The 13472-nt window shown below is 66.1% G+C and carries 16 protein-coding genes; 4 read left to right on the top strand and 12 right to left on the bottom strand.

Translation table 11 applies throughout. From position 1 onward, the window contains the following. The first annotated feature begins 7 nt into the window (after positions 1-7). Complete coding sequence (locus ASC68_RS00330) at positions 8-373, top strand: DUF423 domain-containing protein (RefSeq protein WP_055873044.1); 366 nt, start codon at positions 8-10, stop codon at positions 371-373. A 200-nt stretch (positions 374-573) separates the two neighbouring features. Here the strand turns inward: ASC68_RS00330 and infC are convergent, their stop codons facing one another. Further along, on the bottom strand, positions 574-1110 hold the full coding sequence (gene infC / locus ASC68_RS00325) for a translation initiation factor IF-3 (RefSeq protein ID WP_197421053.1): 537 nt from the start codon (positions 1108-1110) through the stop codon (positions 574-576). Between the two features lie 244 nt (positions 1111-1354). On the opposite strand from infC, the gene ASC68_RS00320 reads away from it, so the two are divergent. Beyond that, complete coding sequence (locus ASC68_RS00320) at positions 1355-2098, top strand: alpha/beta hydrolase (RefSeq protein ID WP_082527907.1); 744 nt, start codon at positions 1355-1357, stop codon at positions 2096-2098. 157 nt (positions 2099-2255) lie between these two features. Here ASC68_RS00320 and ASC68_RS00315 read toward each other — a convergent pair whose 3' ends face one another. The 4 genes from ASC68_RS00315 to ASC68_RS00300 are packed head-to-tail and all read right to left on the bottom strand — an operon-like array spanning position 2256 to position 5640. Further along, entirely contained in the window at positions 2256-2909 is a 654-nt protein-coding gene (locus tag ASC68_RS00315; protein ID WP_055873034.1) for a GNAT family protein, read from the bottom strand. Beyond that, entirely contained in the window at positions 2906-3778 is an 873-nt protein-coding gene (locus ASC68_RS00310; RefSeq protein WP_055873031.1) for an SDR family oxidoreductase, read from the bottom strand. Before ASC68_RS00310 ends, ASC68_RS00315 begins: the two co-directional genes overlap by 4 nt. 13 nt (positions 3779-3791) lie before the next feature. Next, positions 3792-4931, bottom strand: a complete 1140-nt coding sequence (gene queG / locus ASC68_RS00305; protein WP_055873029.1) for a tRNA epoxyqueuosine(34) reductase QueG — start codon at positions 4929-4931, stop codon at positions 3792-3794. 31 nt (positions 4932-4962) lie between these two features. Further along, positions 4963-5640 carry a glutathione S-transferase family protein gene (locus ASC68_RS00300; protein ID WP_082527785.1) on the bottom strand — a complete coding sequence of 226 codons (678 nt, stop codon included), beginning with the start codon at positions 5638-5640 and terminating at the stop codon, positions 4963-4965. Positions 5641-5737: 97 nt separating this feature from the next. Between ASC68_RS00300 and ASC68_RS00295 the strand changes: the two genes are divergently transcribed. After that, positions 5738-6550, top strand: a complete 813-nt coding sequence (locus ASC68_RS00295) for an undecaprenyl-diphosphate phosphatase (RefSeq protein ID WP_055873022.1) — start codon at positions 5738-5740, stop codon at positions 6548-6550. 169 nt (positions 6551-6719) lie between these two features. On the opposite strand, the gene ASC68_RS00290 is transcribed toward ASC68_RS00295, so the two are convergent. Together ASC68_RS00290 and ASC68_RS00285 are read right to left on the bottom strand one after the other, a co-directional pair. Continuing rightward, the gene (locus ASC68_RS00290; protein ID WP_055873019.1) at positions 6720-7442 is read right to left on the bottom strand and encodes a copper homeostasis protein CutC; all 723 of its coding nucleotides are present in this window, start codon (positions 7440-7442) and stop codon (positions 6720-6722) included. Beyond that, a complete protein-coding gene (locus tag ASC68_RS00285) occupies positions 7439-8353 on the bottom strand; it encodes an ROK family protein (protein ID WP_055873016.1) in 915 nt (304 codons plus the stop codon). Before ASC68_RS00285 ends, ASC68_RS00290 begins: the two co-directional genes overlap by 4 nt. Before the next feature lie 86 nt (positions 8354-8439). On the opposite strand from ASC68_RS00285, the gene ASC68_RS00280 reads away from it, so the two are divergent. Next, entirely contained in the window at positions 8440-9441 is a 1002-nt protein-coding gene (locus tag ASC68_RS00280) for a LacI family DNA-binding transcriptional regulator (protein ID WP_055873013.1), read from the top strand. 150 nt (positions 9442-9591) lie between these two features. On the opposite strand, the gene ASC68_RS00275 is transcribed toward ASC68_RS00280, so the two are convergent. From ASC68_RS00275 to ASC68_RS00255, 5 genes are read right to left on the bottom strand one after another with little or no spacing between them, the layout of a single operon-like run. Then, entirely contained in the window at positions 9592-10383 is a 792-nt protein-coding gene (locus ASC68_RS00275) for a transporter substrate-binding domain-containing protein (RefSeq protein ID WP_055873010.1), read from the bottom strand. A 19-nt stretch (positions 10384-10402) separates the two neighbouring features. Continuing rightward, positions 10403-11320 (bottom strand): isoaspartyl peptidase/L-asparaginase, encoded by a 918-nt coding sequence (locus ASC68_RS00270; RefSeq protein WP_055873007.1) that lies wholly within the window; start codon positions 11318-11320, stop codon positions 10403-10405. A gap of 5 nt (positions 11321-11325) precedes the next feature. After that, positions 11326-12060, bottom strand: coding sequence for an amino acid ABC transporter ATP-binding protein (locus tag ASC68_RS00265; RefSeq protein WP_055873003.1), 735 nt, complete (start codon positions 12058-12060; stop codon positions 11326-11328). Between the two features lie 3 nt (positions 12061-12063). Continuing rightward, on the bottom strand, positions 12064-12735 hold the full coding sequence (locus ASC68_RS00260) for an amino acid ABC transporter permease (protein WP_055873000.1): 672 nt from the start codon (positions 12733-12735) through the stop codon (positions 12064-12066). Continuing rightward, a complete protein-coding gene (locus ASC68_RS00255; protein WP_055872996.1) occupies positions 12735-13406 on the bottom strand; it encodes an amino acid ABC transporter permease in 672 nt (223 codons plus the stop codon). The genes ASC68_RS00260 and ASC68_RS00255 overlap by 1 nt, the downstream gene beginning before the upstream one ends. Positions 13407-13472: the final 66 nt, after the last annotated feature.

Below are 13472 nucleotides of genomic sequence, written 5' to 3'. Positions count from 1 at the left end.
GCATCCAATGTCGTACCCCACCCTCGCGTCCCGCCTGTTGCTGGTGGCCGCCGGCCTCTGCGGCGCGCTCGGCGTCGCCGCGGCGGCCCGGGCCAGCCATGCAGGTGACGACAATCTTAGGATCGCCGCGAATTTCCTGCTGCTGCACGCGCCGGTACTGATCGGGCTGAGCCTGCTGGCAGTGAACCGCGTTGCGGTGGCGGCAGGCGCCGTGCTGCTAGTCGGGTTGGCGCTGTTTGCCGGCGATCTCGCGGCACGCGCGCTGCTCGGCGGCGCGCTGTTCCCGCTGGCCGCGCCGCTCGGTGGTGGCGGGCGGATCATCGGCTGGCTGCTGGTGGCGCTGGCTGGGGCGGTGGGGTGGCGGGGCCGGTAGTTTGCTGCCCCACCGCCTCCCAGCCTCCCCCATTAAGGGGGAGGTGCCGGCCGGTGTGTCAGGTACGATCGAGCCACAAGCTCGACTCTTCACCTCCCCCTTGATGGGGGAGGCTGGGAGGGGGTGGGGCAGCCCGCACTGCACCAAAAACAAAGGGCGACCCGCGGGCCGCCCTTGTTCAATTCACACTGCTGTCGCCCTTATTTCGGCGCCAGCACCATCACCATCTGGCGGCCTTCGGAGCGCGGCGAGGATTCGACCTTCGCCTTGGCTTCGAGCTCGGCCTGCACCTTGACCAAGAGCTGCATGCCCAGTTCCTGGTGCGCCATTTCGCGACCGCGGAAGCGCATCGTCACCTTCACCCGGTCACCGTCCTCGAGGAAGCGGTGTACCGCTTTCATCTTGGTCTCGTAATCGTGCGTGTCGATGTTCGGACGCAGCTGGATTTCCTTGACCTCGATCACCTTCTGCTTCTTGCGCGCTTCGGCCGCCTTCTTCTGGGCAGCGTATTTGAAGCGGCCGAGATCGAGCATCTTGGCAACAGGCGGAACCGAGTTCGGGGAAATGATGACGAGATCGAGTCCCTGCTCCTGCGCCTCGGACAACGCCTCGCGCGTCCGCACGACGCCACGGTTGGCGCCTTCGGCATCAATCAGCTGGACATCGGGGGAGGAGATATCTTCGTTAGATTGCGGCCCATCTTTCTGGGGCGCGACGGGTCTCATGGGACGACGAATGGGAGGCGATCCTTCGATTGTTACCGGAGCGGCGGGAGATCGCGGCTAAAATCGTGCTGCGTCGGCCATAAGTCAACACCGGAACAGACAAGAAACAGCATGCAAGCGCGGTTTGATGACAAACTGTTGCCGCGAAGGCTAACGCGAGGCAAAAGGCCGAGCACGAGAATGGAGTCGGGGACGCGTGGAACCTGCGGTTGAGTATCTCGAGGTGGGCGAGGGGGCCGAGGCGCGCCGCATCGCCATGCTGCGCCGCCCCGGCAAGTCCCCCGGCATTTTCTGGCTCAACGGCTACCGTTCCGACATGGGCGGCACCAAGGCCTCGGCGCTCGACGCCTTCGGCGCCGAGCAGGGCCTCGCCGTCACCCGCCTCGATCACTCCGGCAACGGTCTGTCGGGCGGCGATTTCCTTGGTGGCACGGTGAGCCGCTGGCTCGAGGAATCGCTCGCGGTGTTCGCCACCACCTCTGGGCCGCAGGTCATTGTCGGCTCCTCGCTCGGCGGCTGGCTGGCGCTGCTGATGGCGCGCGAGTTGCGCCGGCGGGGCGAGGGCGATCGGGTGAAGGCGCTGGTATTGATCGCTCCCGCCGTGGATGCGACGGCCGAGCTGATGACCAAGCGGATGAGCAAGGCGCAACTGGCAGCACTGAAGCGCGACGGCGTGGTGCAGCGGCCCTCGCAATATTCCGACGAACCCTATCCCTATACGGCCAAGCTGATCGAGGACGGCAACCAGCATCACCTGATGTTCGGCCGCGGCATCGATGTCGGGGCGCCGGTGACGATCCTCCAGGGTGGCAAGGACCCCGATGTGCCGCGCGAGCACGCCATGCGGCTGGTGCAGCACCTGCTCACCGACCCCGTCACCTTCACCCTGATCCCCGATGGCGACCATCGGTTGAGTCGCCCCGAGGATCTCGAGCTGCTGAAAGCCGCGGTCGAGCGCGAGATCACCGCGCCGCCCGAGCAGCTGGAGCTGGAGCTTTAGGATCGAACTGGTCCGCTGGTGCGGGCTGCCCCCCCACCCCTGTCCCCTCCCCGCAAGGGGGAGGGAGACCCCTACACTAGCATCTCAGTCTGCGTCTCCCTCCCCCTTGCGGGGAGGGATCAAGGGTGGGGGTCCACAGCCACCGGCCCATATTGGTTCAGCCGAACCGCAGCGGCGTCTTCTGCCGCCCATCCCCATCGAAGTTGTTCGGATCAAGCCAGCGCTCGAAGCCGGCCTTTTTCGCCGGCCATTCGCCGTCGAGCATCGAGAACCAGGCGGTATCGCGGTTCTCGCCCTTCATGATCATGTGCTGGCGGAACAAGCCCTCATAGCTGAAGCCGAAGCGCCTCGCGGCGCGTTTGCTCGGTTCGTTCCGATCGTTGCATTTCCACTCGAAGCGGCGATAGCCGAGATCCTCGAAGATGTGGCGGGCGAACAAATACAGCGCCTCGGTGGCGCGCGGCGTGCGGGAAATGGCCGGGCCCCAGTAGATCGAGCCGATCTCGATGACGCCGTGCTCCGGCACGATGCGCATCAGCGCCTGGCGGCCACCCGCCTTGCCGGTCGATTTGTCGATGACGGCGAAGAGGATCGGGTCGGCCTTGCCGAGGACGCTCTGGATGAACGCCTCGGTATCGGCCTGCGCCTTCGGTGCGTAGTCGCCGAGATAGGCGAAACGAACGTCGCCATCGGGCACGTTCGAGGCTTCGAACAGGTCCGGCGCGTGCGCCATGCTCATCGGTTCGAGCCGCACATAATGGCCCTCGAGCACCACGCGCTGCGGCGGGGTGGCGGGTTTTGGAGCGCTCATTGCCGGCCTTTCCAGATGGCGTCGAGACCTTCGCGATAGGTCGGATAGAGCAGGTCGGCGCCAAGCGCCGCCAGCACTTTCTTCGACGAGACGCGCTTGTTGTCCGAGTAAAAGCTCCGCGCCATCGGCGTCATCTCGGCGGTCTCGAACGGCACCTCGGCGGGCGGCGCGATCCCCATGACGTGGGCAGCGTAGGTGACGAGATCCTGCGGCGGCGCTGGCTCGGTATCGGCGAGGTTGAAGGTCCCCTCGAGATCGCTGAGCGCGGCGCGGGCCGTGATCCGGCCGATATCGGCGACGTGGATGCGGTTGAACACCTGGTTCGGCTTGACGATGCGGCGTGCCGTTCCCTCGCGCAGCTTGTCGAAGGCCGAGCGGCCGGGGCCGTAGATGCCGGCCAGCCGCACGATGAACAGCGGCACGCCGCGCTGTTTGGCATAATCCCTCCAGGCCTGTTCGGCCTCGACCCGCTGCTTCGAGCGGATGTTCAGCGGCCGGGTCGGCGCATCTTCATCGATCCACTCGCCACCGAAATCGCCATACACCCCGACGGTGGAGAAGTAGCCGATCCACTCGAGGTTCGGCGCCGCATCGAGATCGGCGCGGTGCAGGTTCAGCGCCGGATCGCCGCGCTCGTCGGGCGGGATCGACAGGATCACGTGCGTCGCTGCCCTGAGGTCTTCGCTGAGCGTCGTGCCCGGCACTTCGCCATCGAACACGTGGATGCGGTAGGCCGAATCGGCCTCCGATTCGGCGGCTTCGGCGCTGCGCGTCGTGCCGGCGACGGGAATTTGCGGGTCGGCCAGGAGGTGCAGGGCGCGCGCGGTGGCGCGCGAGGAATAACCCATGCCGAAGAAGAACAGGCGCATCTCAGATAGAACTCTAGTTTGCACGCGCCGGCTGGACGACCGCGCTCCACTCTGCCTGGACGCTGATGTCGCCTTCATCGGGCAAAAACGCAAGCGCCAGTGCATCCGCGCGCGCTTTCGTCACAAGCCGGCGCACTGCCCAAACCGCGGCGCCGCGGATCAGCGGCTCAGGATCGGCAAGCCGGGCTTCGGCCAAGGGGATCAGCGTCTCGTCAGCGGAATTGCCCACCGCGATCAGCACGTTCCTCAGGAACCGCGCCTGGCCGATGCGTTTGATCGGCGAGCCGGCGAACAGGCTGCGGAAGCCGGCATCGTCGAGCTGCACCAGGTCGCTCAGCGCCGGGGATTTCAGCTCGTCGCGGGCGCGCAGCTTCAGCTCGTGTGTCTCCGAAGCGAACTTGTTCCAGGGGCAGACGGCGAGGCAATCGTCGCAGCCATAGATGCGGTTGCCCATCGGCACGCGGAATTCCAGCGGAATCGGGCCGGGATGCTCGATATTGAGGTAGCTGAGGCAGCGCCGCGCATCGAGCTGGAACGGCGCCGGAAAGGCGTTGGTGGGGCAGACATCGAGGCAGCGCCGGCAATTGCCGCAGCTCTCGGCATGCGCTTCGTTGGCCGGCAGTTCGGCAGAAGTGAAGATGGCGCCGAGGAACAGCCACGAGCCATACTCGCGGCTGACCAGCACGGTGTGCTTGCCCTGCCAGCCGATGCCTGCGGCCTCGCCCAGCGGCTTTTCCATCACCGGGGCCGTATCGACGAACACCTTCACCTCGGCTCCGGTGCGGCGGTTCAACAGCCCGGCCAGCTCCTTGAGCTTGCCCTTGATGATGTCGTGATAGTCGCGATTGCGGGCATAGACCGAGATATTGCCGAAGGAGCGATGCGCGAGGTCGGCCATCGGGTCGCTGTCGGGCCCATAGTTCATCCCGACCACGATCACTGATCTGGCCTCGGGCCACAGCGCCTCGGGCGAACCGCGCCGCTCCGCGGTCTCCGCCATCCACGCCATCTCGCCATGCCAGTCGTGGGCGAGGGCGGTGCCGAGCTTTTCCGGCAGGTCCGGCCGCGCATCGGCCCGCGCCACGCCGAACGCCTCAAAGCCCAGGGCTTTGGCGCGGTCGCGGAGTTCAGCGAGGAGCTTTGTGTCTGTCACGCCGCGCGGTGTAGCACAGCCAGCGGCCGCGTCAGAAATCGAGATCCGCATATCCGGCTGCCGCCGGCATCCCGGCAACGCGGTCGTTGAGCAGGGTGCGGAAGGCCGGACGGGACTTGATCCGGGCGTACCATTGCCGGGTTTCCGGCGAAGTGTCCCACTGCACGTCGCCCAGGTAGTCGAGGCTGGAGAGGTGCGCCGCGAGCGCGAAATCGGCGAGCGTCATGGTGTCGCCGGCAATCCAGTGCCGGGTGGCGAACAGCCAGTTGAAATAGTGCAGGTGCTCGGCAAGGTTCGCCTTGGCGACGCGCAGCACGCCTGGCTCGGGCGTCATGCCGCGCTGGTCGCGCTTGACGATCTTTTCCTCGAGCACATAGCGGGTCACTTCGTCATTGAGCTTGACCAGCACCCATTCGAGCAGCCGCCACATCTCGTTGCGCAGCGCCGCGTGCGACGGGAACAGCCCAGCGACCGCGGCCGGCACATATCGATCCTCGATGGCGTGGATCACCGCGAGCGTTCCCACCACCGGCGGCTCGCCGTCCTCGGCGAGGATCGGCACCGTCGCCGCCGGATTGATCTCGAGCAGCCCCGGCTCACGCCGCCAGGGCTTGATGTCCTCGAGGTCGATGCCGACGCCATATTCGGCGAACATCAGACGGGCGAGGCGGGAGGAGGGGTCGAGCCTGTGCTGCAGCAACCTTGGCATGCGGTGAAACGATCCTTGCCGATCCTTGGCGGGCCCGGGCAAATCGCGCTAGATGCGACGCTTGCCGCCCTTCCGGTGGGATGAGTTAGGGGATCAGATGAACGCCGATCAAGGTCTTTTTGTGCCGCTGATCCTAGGGATTATCGAGGGCCTTACCGAATTCCTACCGGTCTCCTCGACCGCCCACATCCTGCTCGCGGGGCACTTTCTCGGCTTCAACAGCCCGGGCCGGGTGTTCGAGGTGCTGATCCAGCTGGGCGCCATCCTCGCCATCCTGGTGGTGTATTTCCAGCGCCTGCTCAGCATCGCCAGGGACGCGATCGCGAGGAAACCCGGGGCTCTGCGCTTCATCCTCGGGGTCATTCTCGCCTCCTTCCCGGCGGCGATCGCCGGCGTGCTGCTGCACGATTTCATCAAGACGGTGATCTACGAAACGCCGGTGGTGTTCTGCGTGTCGCTGATCGTCGGCGGCATCATCCTGCTCTATGTCGACCAGTTGAAGCTCACCCCGAAGTACACAGATATCTACAACTACCCGCCGCTGCTCTGCCTCTATATCGGGCTGTTCCAGGTGCTGGCGCTGATCCCCGGCGTGTCGCGCTCCGGCTCGACCATTGTCGGCGCGCTGCTCTTGGGCACCGACAAGCGCTCGGCGGCCGAGTTCACCTTCTTCATCGCCATGCCGATCATGGGCGGGGCGTTCGCCTACGATCTCTACAAGAGCCGCGACTTCATCACCGCCGAACTCGGCGCCGCGGTGATCATCGGCTTCGCCGCCGCCTTCGTCACCGCCTTCTTCGTGGTGCGCTATTTGCTCGATTTCATTTCGAAGAACGGCTTCGCCGTGTTCGCCTACTGGCGCATCTTCGTCGGCGCCATCGGGCTATGGGGGATTTTGCTGTTCGGGTGAGTGACGCTTCCGCCGGTGCGGGCTGACCCCCACCCCTGTCCCCTCCCCCTCAAACAGGGGGAGGGAGACGATAGCCTCGATATCCGTGTGAGGGTCTCCCTCCCCATTCTTAGGGGGAGGGGACAGGGGTGGGGGTCAGCCCGCACCAGATCCTAGGTAAGCTGCAAGCCTACCCCGCCATCGCCGCCTTGAACGCCCGCACCACGGCCGGGTCGGTGCGCCGGCGCGTCTCCGCCGCAAAGCCGAGCCGCACCGCCGGGGCGCTGCTGGCCGGGCCGGGTGAGGCGCACGAGCTGTGCACCTCGTCGACCGGCACTGCAGCGAGCAGCGCGCCGACATTGGCGGGCGTCAGCCCCGAGCCGGCCATGATCTTGATCCGCCCACGCGCCGTGGTCAGCGCCGTGGCGATGTTGTCGACCCCATCGAGCGCCACGTGCACGCCGCCCGAAGTGAGGATGCGCTCGAACTTCAGTGCGATCGCCGCTTCCGTCGCCTCGGCGAAATCCGGTACCAGGTCGATCGCCCGATGGAGGGTCGAGCCGAGCCCCTCGGCCTGCTCCTGCAGGCGCGCCAGCACCTTGAGATCGAGTTCGCCATTCGGCCGTGACGCCCCCAGCACCACGCCGGCGAGGCCGGCGGCGCGGATAGCGTCGATATCGCCGAGCATGGCGTCGAGGTCGGCGCCGTCGCAGACGAAATCACCGCTGCGCGGCCGGACGATGGCGTAAACCGGAATCGGCGCCGTCGCGGCGAGCCGCATCAGGCCGGCCGACGGGGTGAGGCCGCCCAGTTCGAGCCCCGAGCAGAGTTCGATCCGGTCGCCGCCGCCGGCAATGGCGGCAGCGAGGCTTTGCGGGTCGGCGACGCAGACTTCAAGCAGGCGGCTGGTCACGCGGCGTTCTCCGTAAAACCGAGGATAGCGGCCCCGACGAGGCCGGGCTCTAGCGTGAGTCGCGAGGGCACCACCAGCGGTTCGCTGAGCCGGCGCAGGATGCGCTGCCGCACCGCGGTGTCGAGCAGCGCGATGAACTCCGGCACCTTGCCGAGCCCGCCGCCCACCGGCACGATGCTGGCGCCGATGACATTGACCACCAGTGCTAAAGGTCCGGCGACGAGGTCGATCTGCACCTCGATGGTGCGGGCTGCCTTGGCGTCGCCGGCCCGCCACGCTTCGACGATCGCCGTGCTGGGCAGCTCCATACCGTGGAGGTGCCTGTGCAGCCGCTCCATGCCGCGCGCCGCGCCGATCGTGTCGACGCAGCCCACCTGGCCGCAGCCGCAGGCAATGCGCGGGATACCGATCGGCGGGTTGCCGGCCGAGGTGGCGGCCACGGGACCGTGCCCCCACTCGCCGGCAAAGCCGCCAGCGCCATTGACGACGCGACCATCGATGACGATGCCGCCGCCCACCCCGGTGCCGAGGATGGCGCCGAAGACGATGCGATGCCCGCGACCGGCACCCTCGATGGCTTCGGCCAGCGCGAAGCAGTCGGCATCGTTGGCAATGAATACCGGCCGGCCGAGCTCCGTTGCGAGGTCGGTCGAGAGCGTGCGGCCATCGATGCAGGGGATATTGGCGCAGGTGATGATGTCGGTGGCCGGGTCGACCACCCCGGTGATCGAGATGGCGATCGGCGTGTCCACCGGTGCGCCGGCCGCCTCGGCGACGCCACGGATGGCGGCGACGAACGCCCCGAAGTCGTCGAGCGGCGTCGTCACCCGGCCCAGCGGCGTCAGCTCGGCGGGGTTTTTGGCCAGCGCCGCCTTGATCCCGGAGCCGCCAATATCGAAGCAGATAATCATCACTGTTGAGTGCTTTCTAACGAGCAGGCATCTACGTTCGTCGAACGTGGCCGACTCGGGCCGCGCGGAAGGTGCGATGACGGATAATGGTTGAACAGGCCCGGCAGCAGGCGACCCCCACCATCGACGATGTCGCGGCTCTCGCCGGGGTGTCCCGCGCCGTGGCGTCGCGCGCGCTCTCGTCCGAAAAGCGGCCGGTCTCGGCGGAAAAGCGCGAGCGGGTGCTGCAGGCGGCGGCCGAGCTCGGCTATCGCGTCAACCTCTTGGCGCAGAGCCTCACCACCAAGACGGTCAATCTGATCGCCGTGGTGGTCAACCACATCCACGACCTCTCGGACCTCGACCTGTTCGATCGGCTGCTGGCCGAGACCCAGGCGATCGGCAAGCAGGTGATCCTGATCCGCGTCGGCTCGGTCGACAAGGTCGAGGAGTTCCTGCGCCAGGGCGTCGCCTACCATGTCGACGCGGCGCTGGTGTTCTCTGATTTCGCAGATGCCGAGACGGTGCGGAAGATGTTCCGCTCTGATCTCGTGGTAATGCTCAATGGCCGGCACGACCGGCTGTCGCCGACGGTGATCCCCGACGAGGCGATGGGCATCCACCAGGCCGTCGCCGACGCGGCGCAGCACGGGGTAAAGACCGCGGCGCTGGTCACCGGCCGTGCCTCCTCGCTGGTCGAACAGGCGCGGATCGCGTCCTATCTCAGCGCTTTCAGTCAGCATGGCATCGAGCTCGTCCAGACCGTCCAGGGTGATTATTCCTATCAGAGCGGGCACGCCGCAGCGCCCGCGGTTGTCGGCTTCGATTGCCCCGATGCCGTGTTCTGCACCTCGGACGCCATGGCGATGGGCATTCTGGACGTCTGCCGCGAGGATTTCCCCGGCAACCGTCCGACCCGTTTCCGGCTCTACGGCTTCGACAACCTGTCGCTGACCGATTTTGATGCCTACCCGATCTCGTCCATCGGCTACGACAAGGCCGACTACGTGCGCCAGATGGTGCGCTTCCTCGCCGACCCCACGGCGTTCACGCCGGGCCAGCCACCGGTGCTGATCCCGACGCGGTTCGTGCCGCGGAAGACCAGCTAAGCTCGCAGTAGACCTCCATCCTCACCGGTGGTGGGGAAATATCGGTTGCCCACCACCACCCCCACAAAATGTTCCGGGCCGCCTTGGGGGACGGCCCGGCATTCGGCTGGAGCAGCGGCAAAGGGAGAACAGCGCCGCCCCGGCCAGTTCTTACCAGAGCGCGATCAGCTCAGGCGGGTTGGCAGTCTCGCCCCACCACTTCTTGTAGTTCGCTGCGTAGGCGCCCGACTGGATGTAGTCGGACACGAACATGTCGAGCCAGCGCACGAATTCCGGATCGCCCTTGGCGACGGCAATGCCGATCGGGTCGTTCGAGTAGAGACCCGGAAGGGTCACGAGGCTCGGGTTCTTGGTGGCGAGGTAGTCGAGCAGCGACGAGTCTTCGATCGCCGCGTCGACGCGCTTCTGCTGCAACTGCAGCACGCCATCGGGCGCGAACTGGTCGACATAAACCAGCTCGGCGGTCGGCACGGCGGTCTTGATGAAGGTCTCGCCGGTGGTGCCGCGGCCGACCACGATCTTCTTGCCGGCGAGGCCTTCGAGCGAAGTGATGCCCGAGTCGGCCTGGACGATGACGCGCAGGCCCGCGCGGTTATAGGGGATGGTGAAGTTCACCGACTTGGCGCGCTCGAGCGTCGCCGAGGTGTTGGCGACCACGATATCGAGCTGGCCCGAGACCAGCATCGAGATGCGGGCGTCACCCGACACGTCGGTGAATTCCACCGGCACGCCGAGCTTGGTGGCGATCATGTTGGCGACGTCGACGTCGTAGCCGACCGGGTTGTTCTGGTCGTCGCGGAAGCCGATCGGCTCGCCGCCGAGCGATACGCCGATGCGCACGACATTGCGGCCACGGATGTCGTCGAGCATGCCGGCAAAGGCCGGGACGGCCGTGGTGGCGACGAGCGCCAGCGCGGCGATAGCAGTCAGAATACGCTTCATGGGTTGGTTCCTCTCCTTGTCAGATAGTCTTCGCTGCGCGGAGTTCTGCTTCCGGCATCGAGTCGTCCCAGAGCCAGTAGCGGATCTCGCCCTGGCACCTGAAATTGAACACTTCGTGGTTGCCCTTCGCGTCGACAGCGTGGATCACCACCCCGCCAAGGAACCCGTCGGTGAGTTCGCTGAGCTCGTCGACCGCGAGCTTCACCGCATCGCTGATCGAGTAACCGAGCTTCATGGCGAGGACGATGGTGCGGCTGGTGGCGCAGCGCATCGTCATCTCGCCGGTATGGGTACAGGCCGCGGCCCCGTAGCGGCTGTCGGCATAAAAGCCGGCGCCGGGGATCGGGCTGTCGCCGAGCCGGCCCGGATATTTCCAGGCCCAGCCCGAGGTCGAGGTCGCGGCATGGATGCCACGCGCCGGGTCGGCGCTGAGATAGACCGTGGTATCGCGCACCCGCTCCGGATCGGTGATGGTCTTGAGCAGCGGCGCCAGTGGCGTGTTGGGGAAGGCCGCCTTCTGCTCCGGCGTCATTTCCTGTTCGAGCCGCTCCCACCACACGCGCTTCGAATCCTCGAGCAGCACATTATCGACCGAGAAACCGGTTTCAGTGGCGAAGCGGCGAGCGCCCGCGCCGGTCAGCATGACATGCGGCAGCTGTTTCATCACCTCGTGGGCCAGCCGGGCTACCGGGATGGTGTCGGGCACTGCGCCGACGCTGCCGACTTCGCGCGTCGTGCCGTCCATCACCGCGGCATCGCACTCCATCACACCCAGCATATTGGGCCAGCCGCCATGGCCGACGCTGCGCACCTTGGTTTCGGCTTCGACTTTCGAAATGCCGGCGACCATGGCCGTCAGGCTGTCGCTGCCCGAGCGCAGCATCTCGACGGTCGTCGGGATGCCGGGCCAGCCTTCCGCATTGGCGATGAACAACATGGTGGTCAGTCTTTCCGCATCTTGGAGAGAAACTGCGCGACGCGCGGCTGTGCGAGGCCGCCATCGCTGGCGAAGAACTTTTCGGTCGGCAGGTCGACCAGCAGCACGCCCTTCTCGAGAAAGACGATGCGGTTCGAGATCTGCCGCGCGAACTCGATTTCGTGCGTCACGAACACCATGGTGGTGCCGTCCCGGGCGAGCTTGGCGAGGATGTCGAGCACTTCCGAGGTCATCTCGGGGTCGAGCGCGCTGGTGACCTCGTCGAGCAAGAGGTAGCGCGGCTTCATCGCCAGGGCGCGGCAGATGCCGACGCGCTGCCGCTGCCCGCCCGAGAGCTGCGCCGGATAGGCATCGGCCCGATCGCCGAGGCCCACCTGGGTGAGCAGCGCCCGGCCCTCGGCCTCGGCCTCTGCCTTGGGCCGTTTCAGCACCTCGATCGGCGCCAGCGTGATGTTCTGCAGCGCCGTCATGTGCGGGTAGAGGTTGAACAGCTGGAACACCGTGCCGCTGCGCTTCCGCGCCTCGGCCAGTTCCTTGGGCTTACTGACATCGAAATCGTCGACGGTGATCTTGCCGGCATTGAGCTTTTCGAGCCCGTTGATGCAGCGGATCAGCGTCGACTTGCCCGACCCGGATGACCCAAGGATCGACACCACTTCGCCGGGGTTCACCGTGAGGTTCACCCCGTCGAGCACGGTGACCGGGCCAAAGGCCTTCTTGACGTTTTCGACTTTCAGCATGCTTCAGAGGCCCCGGAAGGCGCTGTGCGCCCGCAGACGTTTTTCGGCCCAGGCGCCCAGCGAGGCGACCGCCTTGGCGGCGAGGTAGTAGAGGATGCCGACCGCGGTCCACACGATGAACGGCTTCAGCGTCCTCAAGTTGAGCGTGGCGCCGATCTTGGCGAGGTCGAGCACGCCGATCACCGAGATCAGCGAGGTGACCTGCAGCTGGTTGACCAAGAGCGCCGTCAGCGGTCCGATCGAGAAGGCGGCGGCCTGCGGCGCGATCACGTGGCGCAGCACCTGCCAGCGGCTGAGCCCGAACACCCGCGCCGCCTCGACCTGGTCGCGCCCGATCGATTCGATCGACGACACCGCGATGACGTAGACAAAGGCCGCGGTATTGGCCGAGAGCGTCACGATCGCCGCCTGCACCGGCGTCACGTTGACGTGGAAGAACGCCGGAAAGCCGAAGAACACCAGGAACAGCTGCACCAGCACCGGCGAGTTCTTCAGGATCTCGGAAACGAAGGTGACGAGCTGCATCAGCACCGGCACGCGGTAGAACCGCACGATGCCCCACAGCACGCCGACCGCGAGCCCGATCAGCGAGGTGACGAGGAACAGCCCCACAGTGACCCCGAGGCCCTGCAGCAGCAGCACGATATCGTAGGGGGTGAACTCGGCGAAACGCATCAGCTCACCTGTTCCTGGAGGTCGCGGTTGAGGCGGCGGTGCAGGAGGGTAATCCCCAGCGACACCAGGTAGGTCAGCGCCGCATAGACCACCAGCAGCACGACATAGACTTCGAACGGCCGGAAGGTATCGGAGGCGACGATCTTGGCCTGCCCGGTCAGCTCGTTGAGCGTGATGGTCGAGAGGATCGATGAGGTGAGGATCATGTTGATCAGCACCGAGCCGAGCGGCCGCACCGAGGTCCGCAGCGCAATCGGCAGCACGATGCGGGTGAAGGTGACTCGCTTCGAAAGCCCGCTGACCTCGGCTGCTTCGAGGATGCCGTTATCGATGGCGAGGATGCCGGCGCGGATCGCGTCCGACGCATAGGCGCCGCCGGCGATCGACAGCGCCACCACACCGGTGGTGAAGGCGTCGATGTAAATGCCGATTTCGGGCAGGCCGTAATAGAAGAAGAACAGCTGCACGATGAACGGGATATTGCGGAACAGGTCGACATAGAGGAAAGCCAGCCGGCTGATCCACTTGCTCGACGAGGTGCGCGCGATGGCGACCAGCATGCCGAGGATGACGCTGCCCACTAGCGCCAGGGCGCAGGCTTCGAGCGTCAATAGCGCCCCCTCGGCCAGAAAGCCGAGATGTGGAATGAGAATGGTGAGATCGAGCCGCACGTGCCCTCCCGCCGAGTGAAACCGGTTTCACTTTATGTGACAGTTCAGCAATGTCAAGCAGGGTAT

Source organism: Devosia sp. Root105 (assembly GCF_001424865.1).
Taxonomy (GTDB): domain Bacteria; phylum Pseudomonadota; class Alphaproteobacteria; order Rhizobiales; family Devosiaceae; genus Devosia_A.
Note: the sequence above shows the minus strand (reverse complement) of the source record. Positions and strands in the feature narration are given on the sequence as shown.

Excerpts from the sequence above, each read along its gene's own strand:
- ASC68_RS00330 (WP_055873044.1), top strand. The coding sequence starts at position 8 with ATGTCGTACCCCACCCTCGCGTCCCGCCTGTTGCTGGTGGCCGCCGGC.
- ASC68_RS00320 (WP_082527907.1), top strand. The coding sequence starts at position 1,355 with ATGCTGCGCCGCCCCGGCAAGTCCCCCGGCATTTTCTGGCTCAACGGC.
- ASC68_RS00315 (WP_055873034.1), bottom strand. The coding sequence starts at position 2,909 with ATGAGCGCTCCAAAACCCGCCACCCCGCCGCAGCGCGTGGTGCTCGAG.
- ASC68_RS00310 (WP_055873031.1), bottom strand. The coding sequence starts at position 3,778 with ATGCGCCTGTTCTTCTTCGGCATGGGTTATTCCTCGCGCGCCACCGCG.
- ASC68_RS00300 (WP_082527785.1), bottom strand. The coding sequence starts at position 5,640 with ATGCCAAGGTTGCTGCAGCACAGGCTCGACCCCTCCTCCCGCCTCGCC.
- ASC68_RS00295 (WP_055873022.1), top strand. The coding sequence starts at position 5,738 with ATGAACGCCGATCAAGGTCTTTTTGTGCCGCTGATCCTAGGGATTATC.
- ASC68_RS00285 (WP_055873016.1), bottom strand. The coding sequence starts at position 8,353 with ATGATTATCTGCTTCGATATTGGCGGCTCCGGGATCAAGGCGGCGCTG.
- ASC68_RS00280 (WP_055873013.1), top strand. The coding sequence starts at position 8,440 with ATGGTTGAACAGGCCCGGCAGCAGGCGACCCCCACCATCGACGATGTC.
- ASC68_RS00275 (WP_055873010.1), bottom strand. The coding sequence starts at position 10,383 with ATGAAGCGTATTCTGACTGCTATCGCCGCGCTGGCGCTCGTCGCCACC.
- ASC68_RS00270 (WP_055873007.1), bottom strand. The coding sequence starts at position 11,320 with ATGTTGTTCATCGCCAATGCGGAAGGCTGGCCCGGCATCCCGACGACC.
- ASC68_RS00265 (WP_055873003.1), bottom strand. The coding sequence starts at position 12,060 with ATGCTGAAAGTCGAAAACGTCAAGAAGGCCTTTGGCCCGGTCACCGTG.
- ASC68_RS00260 (WP_055873000.1), bottom strand. The coding sequence starts at position 12,735 with ATGCGTTTCGCCGAGTTCACCCCCTACGATATCGTGCTGCTGCTGCAG.